The 17,999-nt window shown below is 31.3% G+C and carries 13 protein-coding genes and 3 tRNA genes; 7 read left to right on the top strand and 9 right to left on the bottom strand.

Features of this window, described 5'->3' with window-relative positions; genetic code table 11:
* Positions 1 to 33: 33 nt before the first annotated feature.
* Together NSA01_RS03975 and NSA01_RS03970 are read right to left on the bottom strand one after the other, a co-directional pair.
* Positions 34 to 110 (bottom strand) — tRNA-Met (locus NSA01_RS03975).
* Positions 111 to 122: 12 nt separating this feature from the next.
* A tRNA-Met gene (locus NSA01_RS03970) sits at positions 123 to 198 on the bottom strand.
* Positions 199 to 496: 298 nt separating this feature from the next.
* Here NSA01_RS03970 and NSA01_RS03965 point away from each other — a divergent pair.
* Positions 497 to 2,350, top strand: coding sequence for an ATP-binding response regulator (locus NSA01_RS03965; protein WP_257480218.1), 1,854 nt, complete (start codon positions 497 to 499; stop codon positions 2,348 to 2,350).
* 582 nt (positions 2,351 to 2,932) lie between these two features.
* On the opposite strand, the gene ptsP is transcribed toward NSA01_RS03965, so the two are convergent.
* Positions 2,933 to 4,648 carry a phosphoenolpyruvate--protein phosphotransferase gene (gene ptsP, locus NSA01_RS03960; RefSeq protein ID WP_365945597.1) on the bottom strand — a complete coding sequence of 572 codons (1,716 nt, stop codon included), beginning with the start codon at positions 4,646 to 4,648 and terminating at the stop codon, positions 2,933 to 2,935.
* Positions 4,649 to 4,818: 170 nt separating this feature from the next.
* On the opposite strand from ptsP, the gene NSA01_RS03955 reads away from it, so the two are divergent.
* Together NSA01_RS03955 and NSA01_RS03950 are read left to right on the top strand one after the other, a co-directional pair.
* Positions 4,819 to 4,895, top strand: a tRNA-Arg gene (locus NSA01_RS03955).
* A 129-nt stretch (positions 4,896 to 5,024) separates the two neighbouring features.
* Complete coding sequence (locus NSA01_RS03950) at positions 5,025 to 6,212, top strand: hypothetical protein (RefSeq protein ID WP_257480216.1); 1,188 nt, start codon at positions 5,025 to 5,027, stop codon at positions 6,210 to 6,212.
* A gap of 588 nt (positions 6,213 to 6,800) precedes the next feature.
* Here the strand turns inward: NSA01_RS03950 and NSA01_RS03945 are convergent.
* Complete coding sequence (locus NSA01_RS03945; protein ID WP_257480215.1) at positions 6,801 to 7,427, bottom strand: hydrolase; 627 nt, start codon at positions 7,425 to 7,427, stop codon at positions 6,801 to 6,803.
* A gap of 349 nt (positions 7,428 to 7,776) precedes the next feature.
* Positions 7,777 to 8,352, bottom strand: a complete 576-nt coding sequence (locus NSA01_RS03940) for a hypothetical protein (protein ID WP_257480214.1) — start codon at positions 8,350 to 8,352, stop codon at positions 7,777 to 7,779.
* A gap of 245 nt (positions 8,353 to 8,597) precedes the next feature.
* On the opposite strand from NSA01_RS03940, the gene NSA01_RS03935 reads away from it, so the two are divergent.
* Together NSA01_RS03935 and NSA01_RS03930 are read left to right on the top strand one after the other, a co-directional pair.
* A complete protein-coding gene (locus tag NSA01_RS03935) occupies positions 8,598 to 9,068 on the top strand; it encodes a hypothetical protein (protein WP_257480213.1) in 471 nt (156 codons plus the stop codon).
* A gap of 20 nt (positions 9,069 to 9,088) precedes the next feature.
* A complete protein-coding gene (locus tag NSA01_RS03930) occupies positions 9,089 to 9,667 on the top strand; it encodes an SAP domain-containing protein (RefSeq protein WP_257480212.1) in 579 nt (192 codons plus the stop codon).
* Between the two features lie 182 nt (positions 9,668 to 9,849).
* On the opposite strand, the gene clpB is transcribed toward NSA01_RS03930, so the two are convergent.
* Both clpB and NSA01_RS03920 read right to left on the bottom strand, forming a co-directional pair.
* A complete protein-coding gene (gene clpB, locus NSA01_RS03925) occupies positions 9,850 to 12,438 on the bottom strand; it encodes an ATP-dependent chaperone ClpB (protein WP_257480211.1) in 2,589 nt (862 codons plus the stop codon).
* 15 nt (positions 12,439 to 12,453) lie between these two features.
* Positions 12,454 to 13,116, bottom strand: coding sequence for a ribbon-helix-helix domain-containing protein (locus NSA01_RS03920; protein WP_257480210.1), 663 nt, complete (start codon positions 13,114 to 13,116; stop codon positions 12,454 to 12,456).
* Between the two features lie 232 nt (positions 13,117 to 13,348).
* Between NSA01_RS03920 and NSA01_RS03915 the strand changes: the two genes are divergently transcribed.
* A complete protein-coding gene (locus NSA01_RS03915; protein ID WP_257480209.1) occupies positions 13,349 to 14,944 on the top strand; it encodes a ClC family H(+)/Cl(-) exchange transporter in 1,596 nt (531 codons plus the stop codon).
* A 158-nt stretch (positions 14,945 to 15,102) separates the two neighbouring features.
* Positions 15,103 to 16,683, top strand: a complete 1,581-nt coding sequence (locus NSA01_RS03910; RefSeq protein WP_373887176.1) for a Na/Pi cotransporter family protein — start codon at positions 15,103 to 15,105, stop codon at positions 16,681 to 16,683.
* A gap of 29 nt (positions 16,684 to 16,712) precedes the next feature.
* Here NSA01_RS03910 and NSA01_RS03905 read toward each other — a convergent pair whose 3' ends face one another.
* Together NSA01_RS03905 and NSA01_RS03900 are read right to left on the bottom strand one after the other, a co-directional pair.
* Positions 16,713 to 16,970, bottom strand: coding sequence for a TIGR03905 family TSCPD domain-containing protein (locus tag NSA01_RS03905; protein WP_257480207.1), 258 nt, complete (start codon positions 16,968 to 16,970; stop codon positions 16,713 to 16,715).
* A 60-nt stretch (positions 16,971 to 17,030) separates the two neighbouring features.
* The gene (locus NSA01_RS03900) at positions 17,031 to 17,993 is read right to left on the bottom strand and encodes an acetylxylan esterase (RefSeq protein WP_257480206.1); all 963 of its coding nucleotides are present in this window, start codon (positions 17,991 to 17,993) and stop codon (positions 17,031 to 17,033) included.
* Positions 17,994 to 17,999: the final 6 nt, after the last annotated feature.

The following is a 17,999-nucleotide window of genomic DNA, read 5'->3' as shown; positions in this document are numbered from 1 at the left end:
CGTCTTAACCGCTTGACCAAGGGGCCTTATATATGGTAGCGGGAATAGGATTTGAACCTACGACACCACGGGTATGAACCGTGTGCTCTAGCCAACTGAGCTATCCCGCCATATTATCTTTTTGGTTGCGGGGACAGGACTTGAACCTGCGACCTCCGGGTTATGAGCCCGACGAGCTGCCAACTGCTCCACCCCGCGTCAGTACACAATATTATAGTCCACATAACATAGACTTGTCAAGTATTTTTTTTATTTTTTTAACATTATTTTAAGTGGGATAACTTAGCATTAATACTATACTATAAATAGTATTCTAAGTCAATTATTCCCACTTAATTTATTATATATACCTAATTTATAATATTTATAAGTCAATTATGAAATAAAATCTGTCGAAATACAAATTATCTTGTTACTAATAGATTTATATATTATAATTAAGCATATCAACAATCATATACAATAATAAAATATTAGCTAAAGTAAGGTGAATAATATGAGATACAAACTTTCTAAAAATGATTTACTCGTTGCGGGATTAACCGCATTGATTGTATTATTCTCATTTGCTTTAGTATTTTTTTATAATTATAAAAATACGCATGATGATATGATAAGATCACTTCAGGACAGAGCTCTTGCAATATATAACAGTGTAGACAGCAATCTGGATATAAAATCTTTTGACGCTGTAAAAAACAATAAAGACATGAACAGTACTATATATAAAGAACATCAAGAATTTTTGAATAGTATTCGTCATGCCACAGGTGTCAGATACTTATACACAGCAAAGAGGAATGATAAAGGAGAAATAATTTATCTTGTTGACGGGCTTGACCTCGGTGCAAGTGATTTTGCATTCCCGGGAACAAAACTTGAAGATGAAGTTCTTCCGACAATGGAAAGAGCACTGGAAGGTAAGGTTATTCTTCCGGACTCAATAATAAAAACAAACTGGGGAAAGATTTTCGTTGCATATTTTCCCATACACGCAGGACAAAACCATAGGGGAGATGTAATTGGACTTCTCGGAATGGAATTCGATGCAAATCATCAATATGATACATATCTCAAATCCGCTATATTTACTCCTATTGTTGCCATTATAACCTGCTTGCTCGCAATGCTTATAATGGTAAAATTCTATAGGAAAATCACTGATTTATACAATAAGGCTACCGTATATGCACAAAATGCAAGTAATGCAAAAGGAAGATTTTTATCTAATATATCTCATGAAATGAGGACACCATTAAATGCAATAAGCGGAATGACCAAAATAGGAAAAGAAAGTATAAATAGTAAAGATGAAGTTACTATGTGTTTCGATAAGATAGATACTTCAGTAAATTACTTAACAAATCTCATTAATGACGTTCTTGATATTTCAAGAATAGAAAGCGGAAAAACCAAAATAGAAAATAAGCCTTTTAATTTAGATGTGCTTATTAAAAATATAATTACGATTATACAAAATCAAGCTGATGATAAAAAAATAAACTTTGTATGTAAATATGATTTAAAAAGTCCTTATTTAATGGGAGATGAACTTCATCTTCAGCAGATACTGATAAATATAATAGGCAATGCAATAAAATACACACATAAAAAAGGAAAAGTAGAAGTAATAATCAGCGATATTGATACAAATAATAATAAATCAAAAGTACATTTTACTATAAAAGATAATGGGATAGGAATAGAAGCAAAACAACTTCCAACCATATTTCAAGCATTTGAAAGAGCCGATAATGCACTGGAGCAACAATACAAAGGGACAGGACTGGGGCTTGCCATATCTTATAATCTGGTTAAAATGATGGGCGGAGAATTAAAAGTTGAAAGTGAAGTAGATAAAGGAAGCAGTTTCTTTTTCGATCTTGAGCTAAATAAAATTAATGAAGAAGAATATAATAAATATTTAAAATTAAAAAATAAGTATCCAAATCACAACATAGAAAACACAAGGGGAATAAGAATTCTTCTTGCAGAAGATAACGAAATAAACAGGGAAATAAGTAAATATGTCTTAGAGAAAAATGGGATTATCGTTGAAGAAGCAGTAGACGGAAAAGAGGCATTATATAAATTTGGACAAAGTGATAAAAATTACTACAGTGCAATACTAATGGATATAAAAATGCCTGTAATGGACGGTCATGAAGCTACAAAAGCTATCCGTACATCAGAACATCCAAATGCAAAAGATATTCCTATAATAGCAGTTTCCGCGAATGCTTTTGAAGAAGATATAGAGCTCTCCATTAAAAGCGGTATGAATGCACATATTTCAAAACCCATTGATTTCGATGAACTAATAAAAGTACTGGATAAATATATCAAATAAAAAGAGTCTATATAGACTTTTTAACATTTTAAATATAAGGTGCTTATATGAGAAAAAAAATAAAAAAAGAATTATTTAAATTATTTACATCAGAACTTTTAAGCTGTTTTTTATTTATATTTTGTTATTTTATTTGGTTTAAAGAAAATCAAATACAAATAACATATCCTATGACATTACTATGCTTCATACTATTACAAGTTTCTTTTTATTGGCTTATATGTTTACTTAAACTCAATAATAATTTTAATAGTATCAAATTTATTAAAATCTATTTAGTACTGAAATATATTGATTTTATATTATTGTTAGGGTATATACCAATCATTTTACTTTCTCCTTTTATTTCGAATTTATATTACGTAGGCTCGGTATTCTTGATATTATTCACAATGATTGAATATATAAACTACTTTATAGTAAGATTATCATATCCTAAAATTAGTATTCTTATTAGAAAAATAACAAGCAGAAAATTAACAAAGAGTAGCCTAGCAAAAGATATAGAACGAATAAAAACATAGTTAATACAAGTCCTAAAACTAAAAAAGACTTCCGCTTGGAAGTCTTTTTCTTTATATATTAGTCTAAATATTTACCTAAAATAGCTTTAACTTCATCTTGAGTTTCAGCGTTTTCAAGTACTTCTTTGGCAATTTCCTGAGCTTTTTCGTATGTAAAGCTTCTGATTACTTTTTTAGCTCTAAGAATAGAAGGAGCAGACATTGAAAATTCGTCTAATCCAAGACCTAATAATAATAATGCAGATGTTGGATCTCCTGCCATTTCACCGCACATACCTGTAAAGATACCTGCTTTATGAGAAGCATCAATAACATTCTTAACAAGTCTTATAATAGCCGGTGAAAGCGGCTGATTAAGTTCAGAAAGATTTTGATTTTGTCTGTCAACAGCTAATGAGTATTGACATAAGTCATTTGTTCCTATTGAGAAGAAATCAACTTCTTTAGCAATGATATCAGCAGTTACAGCAGCCGATGGGATTTCAATCATGATACCAACTTTAATGTTTTCATCATATTCAACACCCTTTGCTTTTAGTTCTTCTTTACATTCTTCTAAAATACCTTTAGCTTTTCTAACTTCTTCAACATTAGAAATCATAGGGAACATGATATGAGCATTTCCGTATACACTTGCTCTAAGTAACGCTCTAAGCTGTGTTTTGAACATTTCAACATTTTGGAAGCAAAGTCTTACAGCTCTAACACCAAGGAATGGATTCATTTCTTCTTCCATTGGAAGATAAGGAAGTTTTTTATCTCCTCCGATATCAAGAGTTCTGATAATTACAGGTCTGTCACCCATACCTTCCAAAACTTTTTTATATGATTCATACTGAACATCTTCTGAAGGCATTTCTTTAGCGTCCATATATAAGAATTCGGATCTGAATAGACCAACTCCGTCAGCACCATATTTATTAGCACCTTCCAAGTCATTAGGACTACCGATATTTGCACAAAGTTCTACTTTATGTCCATCAGAAGTTTCACTTGCTAAATCTTTAAGTTTTGCAAGTTCAGCTTGTTCTTTTGCATAAGCTTCTTTTTTAGCTTCGTATTCTTTAATTTCTTCATCACTAGGATTAATGATAATATTACCGTCGGTACCGTCAACGATGATTTTTTCTCCGCCTTTAACCTTACTTGTAATATCACCAAGACCTACAACGGCAGGTACTTCCAAAGATCTTGCCATGATAGCTGAGTGAGAAGTTCTGCTTCCTTCATCAATAGCAAAGCCGATTACTTTATCTTTGTTCATTTGAGCTGTATCGGAAGGTGTTAAGTCTACTGCAACGATTACACCGTTATCGCCGACTTGTGATAAATCCGCACTTTCTATACCAAGAAGATGTCTTAAGATTCTGTCAGCAACGTCTTGACAGTCAGCTGCTCTTGCTTTCATATATTCATCATCCATGCTGCCAAACATTCCAACGAACATTTCTGTGATTTCGTTCAAAGCTTGTTCTGCAACGATCAATTCGTTTTTAATTTTATTTTGAGCTTCACCTATGTATCCGGGATCATCCAGGAACATCATATGAGCAGTAAATACTTCTGCTTCTTCTTCCCCGATTTCTTTTATTGTCTTTTCTTTTAAGGCTTGTAATTCTGTTCTGGATTTTTCAATCGCGTCATCTAATTTTTTTAATTCTGCGTCAACAGCCCCTGCTTCGATTTTGCCCGGCGTTACAACTAGATCTTCCTTAACATATAAAAATACATTTCCAATCGCAACTCCAGGCGATGCATTAATTCCTTTCATGATAAAAACCTCTTTTCTTTGTTATAGATATCTTATATTATATTATAAAATAAAATAAAATCCTAGTACTTTTTAATAAACTGTTTACATTTGCTTTATTTTCATTATAAAATCTAATGAAATTTTATTTGATTACTTATAAATAATATGATATATTATCTTATATAATACATGCGCCCATAGCTCAGTAGGATAGAGCAATGGTTTCCTAAACCATGTGCCGGAGGTTCGAATCCTCTTGGGCGCACCATAATAAATAAAAGCTATCACCTTTTATTAGGTGATTTTTTAAATTATTAAGATTTGATTATTTTTTATCTAAATGTTATGATTTTTACACTTTATATGGTATAAATAAATATATCGGAGGGGATATATTTTGAAGAAAAGATTAACGAGCTTAGTTATTTTGCTTTTAACGATTTTATTCTGCTTTTCGATTTTTGGATGTGAAAAAGTCGATAATAAATTTAAAGGCAAAGTAATCAAATACGAAAATCTGGATAGCATTGATAAAAAAATGTTCAGCCAATTAAATAAAATTTTATATAAATCTAAAGAAAATTTATGGAGAGATTATAATCTAAAAGATAAGTCTTTCATTTTAATAAGAAAAGATGAAGAGGATGAAAACGGCAGCAGAAACAGAAAAAATGTATCTTATTATGCCATAAATGTAAAAGGAATGGAAGAGCAGGATGCAAAAGAAGTTAAAATGCCTAAAGGATTCTACTTTAAAAGTGTTTATAGATTTAACAAGGCACCTCTTAAAGTAGAAAGTATAAGAGGAAATTTTTCCGATACGGGTTCTGATCTAACTATAGGAGAAAATAGGAATATTTTCTGTTTTAAATACAATACCAATAACTTTAGAAAAGCAGTCGATCCCGCATATGCATTTTCGCCATTCTTCACACATGAGGCATTTCATTATTACATGCAAAATGACTGGAAAATCGAAGGAGAACCTTCAAGCGTAGCTTTAACAAAAAAAGAAATATCTTATATAGGGCTTAAGTATAAAGTTCTGGATAAAATAAGAATAGAAAATGAAAAAGATAAGATAAGCAAAAAGAAGTTAAATAAATTGATCAGTGAATATATTTCTATAGAAGAAAAAAGAAAAGAAATCAACGAAGGTTACCTAAAGGAAGAACATTCAAAAGAAACCGCCGAAGGAAGCGCATGTTACGTTGGTTTAAAAGCTGCAAGACTCACAAATACAAGGTATGGTGTCTTAGCCTTTACCAATAATAAAGAAAAAGTCACCTTTTCAGATGTTCTTGATGCAATGAGTAAGGATAAATACCCCACAACTTTTATAGGAGATTGGGAGTTATATAATACCGGGATGGAACTTTGTATAACAATGGATAACCTGGGTATAAAAAATTGGCAGAAAAAACTAAATAATCAAACTCTTGATAAGCCAACTAATTTATATGATATTTTGAAAAAATACTATAAACAAAACAAACTTGAAGAAGTTTCCATAGAAGAAATAGAAGATAAATACAACTATAAAGAGATATTAAAGAAAAGTGAAAAGATACAAAGATTGCTATAAAAAAACAGCCATTATTATGGCTGTTTTTATTAATAGTTATATAATATCTTATTAATGTAAACTTAATTATAGCCTTTTATAATGAAATCAACGAGGGAATTAATATGAATAAAATAACTATCTTCTTGAAGAATAATCTTTTATTTATAGCAGCAATACTTTTACAAATCTTAAACTTAATTATTTATTTGAATATTAATAGTTATAATTCTGAATTATTTAAAACTATAAATATTATAATACTTTTATCATCTTCATTGATTAAACTATATAGAAACAATGATTATCATTTTAAAAATATATACATATTTTATCTTATATATTTGTTTCTGTTTTTTTATTTTATTTTTGCTTTTGAAAATAAGTATACCACGCTACCGATACTCTATCAATTATCTTTTCCGATTTCATTTTTATTTTATCTATCCTCTTATGGATTATTGTTCGGTCCTTCTTTTTTAATTTTTATACTTATAGTATTACTTATACTAAATTTTTTTATAACATTTATTCCATATATTATATTTAAAATATTACACCTATTTATTAATTATATTATAAAAAAAAGAGACAGCTAAGCTGCTCTTTTTAATTTTTTAACATACTTTCTGCGTATTCGACCATGAGTCCGTAAACACCGCCATTTTCTTTTAATATACTCATGACTTTTGTATAAGTTTCCTGATTAGACCAATCCTTTTGGAATTCTAAAAGTACCTGCATCCATGTAACGGGAACGGCTCCTGCCTGCGCCATTCTTATTATAGCCATATCATGAGCTTCTTTTGAAACTCCCGCACATGCGTCTGTAACGATATATACCTGATATCCCTCTTCCAAAGCACTTAAAGCTGGGAACGTAACACAAACTTCCGTCCATAAACCGGCTATTATAAGTTTCTTTTTACCCGTTTCGCTTACGGCTCTTTTAAAATTATTATCTTCCCAAGCATTGATAGATGTTCTGTCTATAGGTGTAACTTTAGGAAATAAAGACTTTACCTTAGCGTAAAGCTCTCCGCTGAATTTTTTAGTTTCCGCTGTTGATAATATACATGGAACATTAAATGATCTTGCTGTCTTCGCAAGTCCTACAACGTTGTTCATTACACTTTCCCTTTTCCCTTCAGCCGCAAAAAACATTGCCGGCTGTTCATCTATTATTAAAATAACAGACTCATCAGGATCCAATAAACTATTTGAATAATTTCTCATTTTACTATCCTTTCTTTTTTTATATTTTTACCACTAAAAAAAATATTATGTGACAATGAAAAATTTAAAACAAAAAAGATAGCACTTGCTATCTCATCCGTAAATATTAATTTTAAATAATATATTATGTAATTTTATTAATAGAAAAAATAAGTAACTATTTTATTTTTTATACTTTAAGAGAATATAAAGTTCAATAATTTATAATCTATAGGAGTTCCTTACATTATATTAAAGTAAATTACATACATATTGATAATCTTATTTATATCATTTAAAACTAAATAATTTTTTTTATTTTATAATCTTAAAATTTATTTAATTACTATTTTAAATTTTTATTATATCTCTAAAAATGAAACTTATCGCTCAAGTCTAAAATTTCTTCGTATTCCTTTTTCTTCTTCAAGTGAAATAATATAAGAATACCTCCTACCAACAATCCTAAACCAACACCTATCACAAAATCAACAGGGTAAGTCGTTATTATATAAAGCTTTGTAAAACAAATCAAAAGGGTCAACCCGAGAGCATATTTACCAAATTGAAATTCATTATAATATATCAGTACAGTCGAACATACACTCATCATTATGTATCCTGCGGGAAAAGTATATCTTCCGATTTCAGGAAGATATATACATACATTATGTTCACTTAAAAATGCTCTGAAATGAAATAAAACAGGTTTCATCACTTCATTACCGATAATAGAGCAAAGGAAAAGACCAACTATTATAAGAATGGAAAATTTCGCATCTTTTTTATAAAAGTAAAGATAAATACTTGCGGCGATCCATAAAAAGCCCATGACTAATACATTACTCAGTACCGGTATTACATGCCCTGATAATATTTTATTAAGTGAAATAGGCATTGCCAGATTGTCCACAAAAGCGACCAGTGTATCTAATAATTCATCCATACAATAAAACCCCTTAATTTTCTATTCATATTAAAAATACAATATAAGATTTTTAGATATTATAAACCATTATACCTTTTAGGTCTACATATTAATAAAATGTTTAATAATTTTTTATTACATATGACCGTTTATTTATACTATTATAAATTTTATTTATTAAAAAAACATTAAATTTAATATAAGATATATTTATGTTAAAATATTAATAATAAATTTATAATGATAAAATAAAGGGAAAAGTTATGGGACATTTAGGATTTTCTTATGTAGGTATGATATATTTATTTATGCTTTTTATACCCAATATTATATGGAGTAAAAATCAGCCCGCAGAATATGAATATAAAAATGAGAATAGAATACTTATTATATTTGAAAGAATAGGACAAGTTTTGGTAAGCTGTACTGTTTTGATATTTAGCGATTTTAATATCCATTCTTTTTCAGTATGGAGTATATGGCTTATATTGTCATTTGCATTTATGCTTATTTATGAATATTGGTGGATAAGATATTTTAAGAGCCATAAAACATTAAAAGACTTTTACAGCCCAATATTTGGTATTCCTGTTGCAGGTGCAACTCTTCCTATATTGGCATTTTTGCTTCTTGGTATATATGGTAAAGTAATATGGCTTATAATATCAACGATAATACTTGGCATAGGACATATCGGAATACATTTAAATCATTTGAAAGATATAACTGATTAAACATAAAAAGGAAATTGATAATGAGTAATAGACCAAAGTTAAATAAGGATTTAGACAGTGAGACATTTAAAAGTTATTATTATTTAAAGGAAGAGTTAGTAAATTTTTTAAAAAAAGAAGGAATGCAGACTTCAGGGAGTAAACTCGAACTTACGGATAGGATAAGCCATTATTTGGATACAGGAGAGAAAAAAGAAAGTAAAAATACTAGGAAGAAAAGCAATTTAAAAAAGGAAATAACTTTAGCAAGTATCATTGAAGATAACTTTGTCTGCTCTGAACAGCACAGAAAGTTTTTTAAAGAACAAATTGGAAAATCCTTCTCTTTTAATGTAATATTTCAAAAGTGGCTAAAGTCAAACAGCGGAAAAACTTATAAAGACGCTGTGGAAATGTATTATAAAATCCTTAAAGATAAGAAAAAAGGAAAGACTAAAATAGATAAGCAGTTTGAATATAACACATATATCCGAGATTTTTTCAGTAACAACAAAGAAAAAAACTTGGATGAAGCTATAAAATGCTGGAAATATAAGAAGAGTTTAAAAGGTCATAATAAGTACGAAGAAAGTGATTTAAAAGTATTAACAGATGAATAAATTATAAATGTGGATATGTTGATAAACAGTTAAAATTTATTTAATTCATTAAGGGAGAAATAATATGTTGTATTCTATAAAAATAAAAATATTTTAATTTATTTCTCCAGTGATTAAAAATAAAAAACCGTAAAAAATAAACTATTATGTAAAATAAAAAGGACCGTTACGGTCCTTTTTATTTAGAATGTAACGGCTAAAGCTCCTTCTTTAATATCTACTGTAAGTGTCGTTCCGCTTTCAAAGTTATTAGATAGAATTGATTTTGCAATAAGGGTCTCTACTTTACTTTGAATAAATCTCTTAAGAGGTCTTGCTCCGAATATTGGGTCGTATCCGTTATCAATAATAAATTCTTTTGCTTTATCTGTAATATTTAAATGTAAGAATTTATCTTCCATTCTCTTTTCAAGATTTTTAAGCATCAAGTCTACAATCTTAGATATTTCTTCTTTTTTAAGCGGTTTATAGATTACTATTTCATCGAGCCTGTTTAAAAATTCAGGTCTGAAATTTGCTTTAAGCAGTTTATCTATATTATCTTTTGTTTCATCTGTGATATCGCCATATTTTTCTGTGCTTTCCAATAAATAATCGCTTCCGAGGTTGGAAGTCAAAATTATAATGGTATTCTTGAAGTCTATAGTCCTTCCCTGTGAATCCGTAACTCTTCCGTCATCAAGTATTTGAAGAAGGATATTGAATACATCAGGATGAGCTTTTTCTATTTCATCGAATAAAACCACGCTGTACGGATTTCTTCTTACCGCTTCGGTAAGCTGACCGCCTTCGTCATATCCAACATATCCCGGAGGCGCACCGATAAGTCTGGAAACACTGAATTTTTCCATATACTCACTCATATCTATACGTATGATATTTTGTTCGTTATCAAATAGAGTATACGCAAGTGTTTTGGCAAGCTCGGTTTTACCTACCCCTGTCGGTCCCAAGAACAAGAAGGAACCTATAGGTTTGGATGGGTCTTGGATACCCGCACGAGACCTTATGATTGCGTCTGATACGAGTTTTACCGCTTCATCCTGTCCTATTACCCTTTCATGCAATGTATCTTCTAAATGAAGGAGCTTTTCTCTTTCACCTTCAACAAGCTTTGACACCGGTATATGTGTCCATTTAGAAACGATTTTAGCTATTTCTTCATCGGATACTTTATCTCTCAAAAGGGTATTATTCTTTTCTTTGGATTTTTCTTCCTCTTCTTTTAGTTGTTTTTGTAAATCAGGGAGCTTTCCATATTTAAGCTCTGCGGCTTTATTAAGATTATTTACTCTTTGAGCCTGTTCAATTTCAATATTTACTTTGTCTATTTCTTCTCTGAGCCTTTGTGCTTTTCCTATATTGTCTTTTTCTTTGAGCCACTTAGCTTTCATTTCATTGAACTTATCTTGAAGTTCCGCAATTTCTTTGTTTATTTCTTCAAGGCGTTTTTTAGACAATTCATCTTTTTCTTTTTTTAGTGCGGTAGCTTCGATTTGGTACTGCATGATTTTTCTGTTCACTTCGTCGAGTTCCGTAGGCATAGAGTCCATTTCGGTTTTTATTAAAGCACAGGCTTCATCAATCAAGTCAATTGCCTTATCGGGTAAAAATCTGTCTGTGATGTATCTGTTTGATAATGTTGCGGCAGAAATCAACGCTTGGTCGGTAATTTTTACTCCGTGATATATTTCATATCTTTCTTTCAGTCCTCTTAGTATTGCTATCGTGTCTTCTACTGTTGGTTCTCCTATCATTACAGGCTGGAACCTTCTTTCCAGAGCCGCGTCTTTTTCGATGTATTGTCTGTATTCATTTAAAGTGGTAGCTCCTATACAGTGAAGCTCTCCTCTTGCAAGAAGAGGTTTTAAAAGATTACCGGCGTCCATTGCTCCGTCTGTCTTCCCTGCTCCAACTATGGTATGAAGTTCGTCGATAAATAATATTATCTTACCTTCGCTTTTCTTTATTTCATCCAATACCGCTTTAATTCTTTCTTCGAATTCTCCTCTGAATTTTGCCCCCGCAACCAAAGCACCCATATCAAGAGAGAATATGCTTCTGTCTTTTAGGTTATTGGGAACGTCACCTCTTACTATCCTAAGAGCCAAGCCCTCAGCGATAGCCGTTTTACCGACCCCCGGTTCTCCTATCAATACAGGGTTGTTTTTGGTCTTCCTTGATAGTATCCTTATAACATTTCTTATTTCATCATCTCTGCCTATAACAGGATCAAGTTTATTGTTTTTAGCGAGTTCTACCAAGTCGGAACCATATTTTTCAAGTACGTTATATGTGTTTTCAGGATTTTGATTAGTCACTGTTCTTCCTCCTCTCACTAAGGATAGCTGTTTTGTAAACATCTCCTTTATTACTTTATATCTGTTAAATACGTCTTTGATAAAACTTCCGCCTTCACTAAATAAGGCAAGAAATAAATGTTCTACCGAAACGTATTCGTCTTTCATATTTTTAGCTATTTTTTCTGCCAGATTTATTACTCTGTTTAGATTATTGCTGGCATATAAATTATTTTCATTCCCTCCCGATACTTTAGGGAAACTATCAATTTTATTTTTTACTTCTCTTTTTAACCCGCTTAGGTCAACACCCATTTTGGATAATATCTCACCTATCAATCCACCGTTATCTTCTAACAGTGCATATAATAAATGTTCTGTTTCTATAACGGAATTATTATTATCCATAGCAAGGTTTTGTGCATTTTGTATTGCGAGAAGCGATTTTTCTGTATAGTCATTTGCATTCATAATATTATCCTCCTCTTAAATAATTGCATGTACTTTTTGCATTAAAGTTATATACTCTTTCTCTGCGTCGGAACATGCATCTTCTATATATGGTAAATTATTTAGGAATACTTTAAGTACGCTGTCAAAAACTTGAATGTATTCTCCGATAAGTACCCCCAAATCAACCTTGTCAACACCTTGTTCCTTCGGCATTACAAACTGCCTTGTATATTTTTTCTCTTCTATCTTGTAACATAAGTTTTCCTCCAAAATACCTCTGATATATTTTTCTTCCAGTTTTGCAAAGAAATTCAAGAAAGTATTCATATCTCTTATCAATGTTTGATTAGTAGTCCTTAAAGTCACCTTAAGCTCTCCGAAGGAATACTTTGAATTATCGTAAAGCTCCACTCCATATTTTATGGTAGGTCTGTATTTATATCTTAAAGAACTTGTTATATTCATGTAATAAGGAGACGGATTAGCTAAAACTTGGAAAGTATTCATTTCTTTAAACATATTTTCCAGTGAAGAGAATATCCCTTCCACATGCTTTTCCGGAGTGGTGTATGATACATAATCCGCGAGTATTTGATTTATAAGTCCCGATCTGCTTGTTCCAATCTGGTAAGCCGCCTCATCTATTTTATCTACCACTTCATCCATTAATACTAAACTATATACACTTTTTCCCATTTTGCCTGCACCTTTCCTTAATTTTAAAGAAATTATACAACTATATATATAATTTGTCAATGATATTATATAATTTTAATTGCAAATTAATAAATTATTAATAAAATATAATTTGTATCTATTTTTATTTATCCCTGAAAATTCTATTTATATAAGTAATTTGGACATTAAGTTTTATATTGTTAATAAAAAGTCTTTATATTATAATTAAAATGAGAAAAGGGGAATGAAAATGAACGATGTAATGGCTAAGAATATTAAGACAAGACTGCATAACAAAAAGGGACGTTCACAAATAGAATTTATTATTGAAGGTTTTTTGATAGGTATTGTAGCGGGACTGGTCGCAATTATTTATAGATTACTATTAACAAAGGCCGAGAAGTTTTTATTTTTTGCCGTAGACTATATTCACGGTGATATATTAAAAATTATTTTATGGATAATATTTTTAACCATGATTTCTGTTATAGTAGGTAAATTGGTAAAATGGGAACCTATGATATCTGGAAGCGGTATCCCGCAGGTCAGCGGCGAAATGAAAGGCTATTTGTCTCAAAATCCCGTTAAAGTAATAATAGCAAAAATATTAGGCGGGACGCTTAGTATAGTAGGAGGGTTATCTCTCGGGAGAGAAGGACCTTCCATACAGCTCGGTGCCATGGCGGGCAAAAAACTTGCTCAGGTTCAAAAAAAGGGGAAAACTAAAGAAAAGACTTATATATCCTGCGGTGCGGGAGCAGGTCTTGCGGCTGCATTCAATGCTCCTTTGGCAGGGGTCATGTTTACATTGGAAGAAATACATAAGAATTTTGACGGACGTGTCATAGTAAGTGTAATGACTGCTGCTGTAACTGCGGATTTCCTTGCTAAAAGTGTATTTGGATTGTCTACCGTTTTTAATTACAGCAGTTCCACTCCTATACCTCTTACTCTATACGGACTTATTATAGTACTTGGTATAATTCTTGGCATATCCGGCGCCGTATATAATAAATTCATGGTTAAAGGTCAAAAGCTTTATTCCAGATTAAAAATGATAAAACCGGAGTATAGGTTAATCATTCCTTTTTTGATTGCCGGGATCTTTGCCGCTTTATATCCAAAAGTGCTTGCTGGCGGAAGCGTGATGGTTGAAATGTTAGTTAAAAACAACTTTGTGTTGACAACTCTGTTGTCTTTACTTATTGTGAAATTTTTATTTTCCGTTATCTGTTTCGGTTCGGGGGCTCCCGGAGGTATATTTTATCCGCTGCTTGTTTTGGGGTCTTTTATAGGTGCGAGTTTTGGAAGTATTTGTATAAGTTCTTTAGGAGTAAGCGATATTTTTATGGATAAATTCATAATCCTTTCTATGGCAGGATTTTTCGCTGCCACCGTCAGAGCACCCATTACGGGAATAATTCTGATTGCGGAAATGACGGGTTCTCTTGATCATATGATATCCATAAGTCTGGTAAGTGTCGTTGCATATGTAGTAGCATATTTGTGCAAAAGCGAACCGATTTATTCCAGTTTACTAGAAGGTATTTTGGAAAAACAGGGAACTAAACTTGCAAATCCTTCCGACGAAACAATGCTTATAACTTATAATGTTACTTTTGACAGCGAAGTGGATAATAAAAAACTGAATGAGATAGAGTGGCCTCATAATTGTCTGGTCGTTGCAATCGAGAGAGGACATCATGAGTTTATACCGAGAGGTTATAACAGGATTAAAGCAGGTGATTTTATTACCGTCTTGATAAATGAGGGAGAAATGGATTATATGAATGAGATACTTACAGAGATGTGCTGTGATAAGAAGAAAAATTATATAAATACATAAAACACCCAATGGGTGTTTTTTTATTTTTCCTACAAAAGTAAAATGTTGGTAAAGTCATCGTAAAACTTAAGAATATTGTATATACTTTTTTAATTTGTCATTTTACAATACTTATACGATTTATATGGAGAAATTTTACGAAATAAAGGGATATGATTATGACAACATTAAATTTTATTAGCCTCCTTGGAGGACTTGCTTTATTCTTATATGGAATGCAGATGATGAGCAGCGGTCTTGAAAATGCTGCGGGCGACAAGATGAAGGGTATTCTTGAAAAGCTTACATCAAATAGATTTTTGGGGGTTATTGTAGGTGCTTTAATTACTGCGGTGATACAATCGTCCAGTGCTACTACGGTTATGGTCGTAGGGTTTGTCAATGCCGGTATGATGAGTCTTAGACAAGCTGTATGGATCATTATGGGTGCCAACATAGGTACTACCATAACAGGGCAGCTCATTGCCCTTGATATAGGTACTATTGCTCCTGTATTAGCTTTCTTAGGGGTAGTCATGGTCGTATTCATTAAAAATCAGAAGGTAAATTATTTTGGTCAGATCTTAGCGGGACTGGGTGTTTTATTTATAGGTATGGAAATGATGAGTACTGCCATGATGCCGCTAAGGGAGTCACAAGGATTTATAAGTTTAATGACTACATTTTCAAATCCTTTGTTTGGGATTATTGCCGGAGCGGTATTTACTGCTGTTATCCAGTCTTCCAGTGCTTCCGTGGGTATACTTCAGGCACTTGCCGCAAATGGGCTTATAGGATTAGACGGCGCAGTTTATGTATTGTTTGGACAAAATATAGGTACTTGTATTACAGCTGTTTTAGCTTCTATAGGAACAAATAGAGAGGCTAAGCAGACGACTGTGATCCATTTATCATTCAACATAATAGGTACTTTGATATTTACTGTTATTTGTATGTTTACACCTCTGGCTGATTTTGTGGGCTCTCTTACTCCTAACAATGCCGCATCACAGATAGCAAATATGCATACACTATTTAATATCGTTACTACTTTACTTTTACTTCCTTTCGGAGGATATCTTGCAACCTTTGCTCAGAAAATTTTACCTTCAAAGAAAGAAGAAAAAGAAGAGGATTATTTATCTCCTCTTCCTGCCAGCGGATATCAAATAGGTACATCTGCAATACTAGTTGAGCAAATAGAACAGGAAATAAGCTATATAAGTAAGCTGTCATTTGAAAATATCGATGACGGGTTATCTCAGATAATATCATATAATAGTAAAACAAATAAAGATTTATCAGATAGAAACAACAAGGTAAATACTTTAAGCAGAGAGCTGTCAAAATATATAACCGAAGCACTTGGGATTGAGCAGAATAGCGAGAATAGTTTTATTATGAGTGTATATTATCATTTGCTTATAGATATAGAAAGTATATCAAATTATGCATTTAAGATAAAAGATTATAAAGTTGATTTAAATCAAAGTGAAAAAAGCAGGATTATAAAATTAAAAGATTTAGTTACCGATATAACTTTTTCTTTAAATGATTTTGAGAAAACCGAATATAAATATAATAAGATAAAAGAATTTTTGGAAGAGATAAAAAAGACACAGATAATAAGGATGAAAGAAAAAAGTATTTCTTTTGAGATCACGTTATTTTTTTCTCAGATCGTAAATGATATTGAACGCATAAGCGACCATATAATGACAATCTCAAAAGACTATGACTTGATTTTAAATAACAATTAAAATAAAAAAGACAGATTATATCTGTCTTTTTATTTATTTAGCTTTTCATATGCACATCTTACCGCTTTTGCCAGTTGATCCGCACAAGAAGTAGATTTATTCCCGCATATTATCCCATTTAGTTTTTTTTCGATTTCATCTACGGTAAGCCCGTCTATCAGCTTTGCTATAGCCTGAAGATTTCCGTTGCAGCCCCCTGTAAATTCTACGTCTGTTATTACATCGTTTTCTATATTGAATTTTATTTTACTCGAACAAGTACCTTTTGTTTTATATATGTATTCCATTCTTACCTCCGTTTATCTATCTAATAATAATATATTAATTTTTATAAATTTTGACAATGTTTAAAGTTCGTTTTTAAAAAATTCATATATTATATCATCGGAATAAGGCAGTCTTTCATGTGTATACTCACAGTAAACTTTTAAATCTTTGCTGCATTTTAGTTTATTGTAAATGGCAAATTGAGTGATAGGAGGACAGGTTGTATCCAAAAGTGCTGTTATAAATAAAACATTACAGTTAACTTTATCTGCAAAGTTTTGTACATCTATGTAAGATAACCTTTCAAAAAATTCATCTTCTTTTTCATGCATCGTATCATATTTTCTAAACCAGTTTTTAAATTCCACATATACATCTTCGCACATATTCATTTCAAATATTTTTTTGAAATCGGAAAGGAAGGGATAAATAACTGCGCTTGATTTTATCTTTTTATTTAAAGCTGCCACTACAAGACTTAATGCTCCGCCTTGACTCTTTCCTGTTGTGCCTATTCTATTTTCATCTATAAAATCCATATTGCTTAGTATTATCGAAGCTTTAAGTGCATTTAAATATATATTTCTGAAAAATAATTTTTTCTTATCCTTATCATCGACACCTCTTATTATTTGTCCGTAAAGCGTCGGTCCGTCTGCTGTGTAATTGTCTTCGCTTTTACCCCCTTGTCCCGGTACTTCAAAAGCTAAAAAGGCCATATCATTATATGCATAAGGTACCTTTGAATATATGCTGTCGGCATTTGATGTATATCCATGAAAAGACATTATCGCAGGAATTTTATCCTTTATATCTTTTGGTTTGACTAATTCGCAGTGTACTCTTTCATTGTTCATACCTTTGAAATATAAATCAAATACTTCGATGTTTTTCATTGGGAACTCTTTTTTTTCGAGGGTATAAGTAAAATCAGTTTTATTCATATCCTCAACAGATTCTTTCCAGTATTCTTCAAAGTCGCTTGCCTTTGGTGAAATCCCGAGATAACCTTTGTAGTTATCTATAGTACTTTTTAGTGGCATTATTAT

Source organism: Anaerofustis stercorihominis (assembly GCF_024623185.1).
In the GTDB taxonomy this organism is placed as follows: Bacteria; Bacillota; Clostridia; order Eubacteriales; family Anaerofustaceae; genus Anaerofustis.
This window is presented reverse-complemented; position numbering and strand designations above follow the sequence as displayed.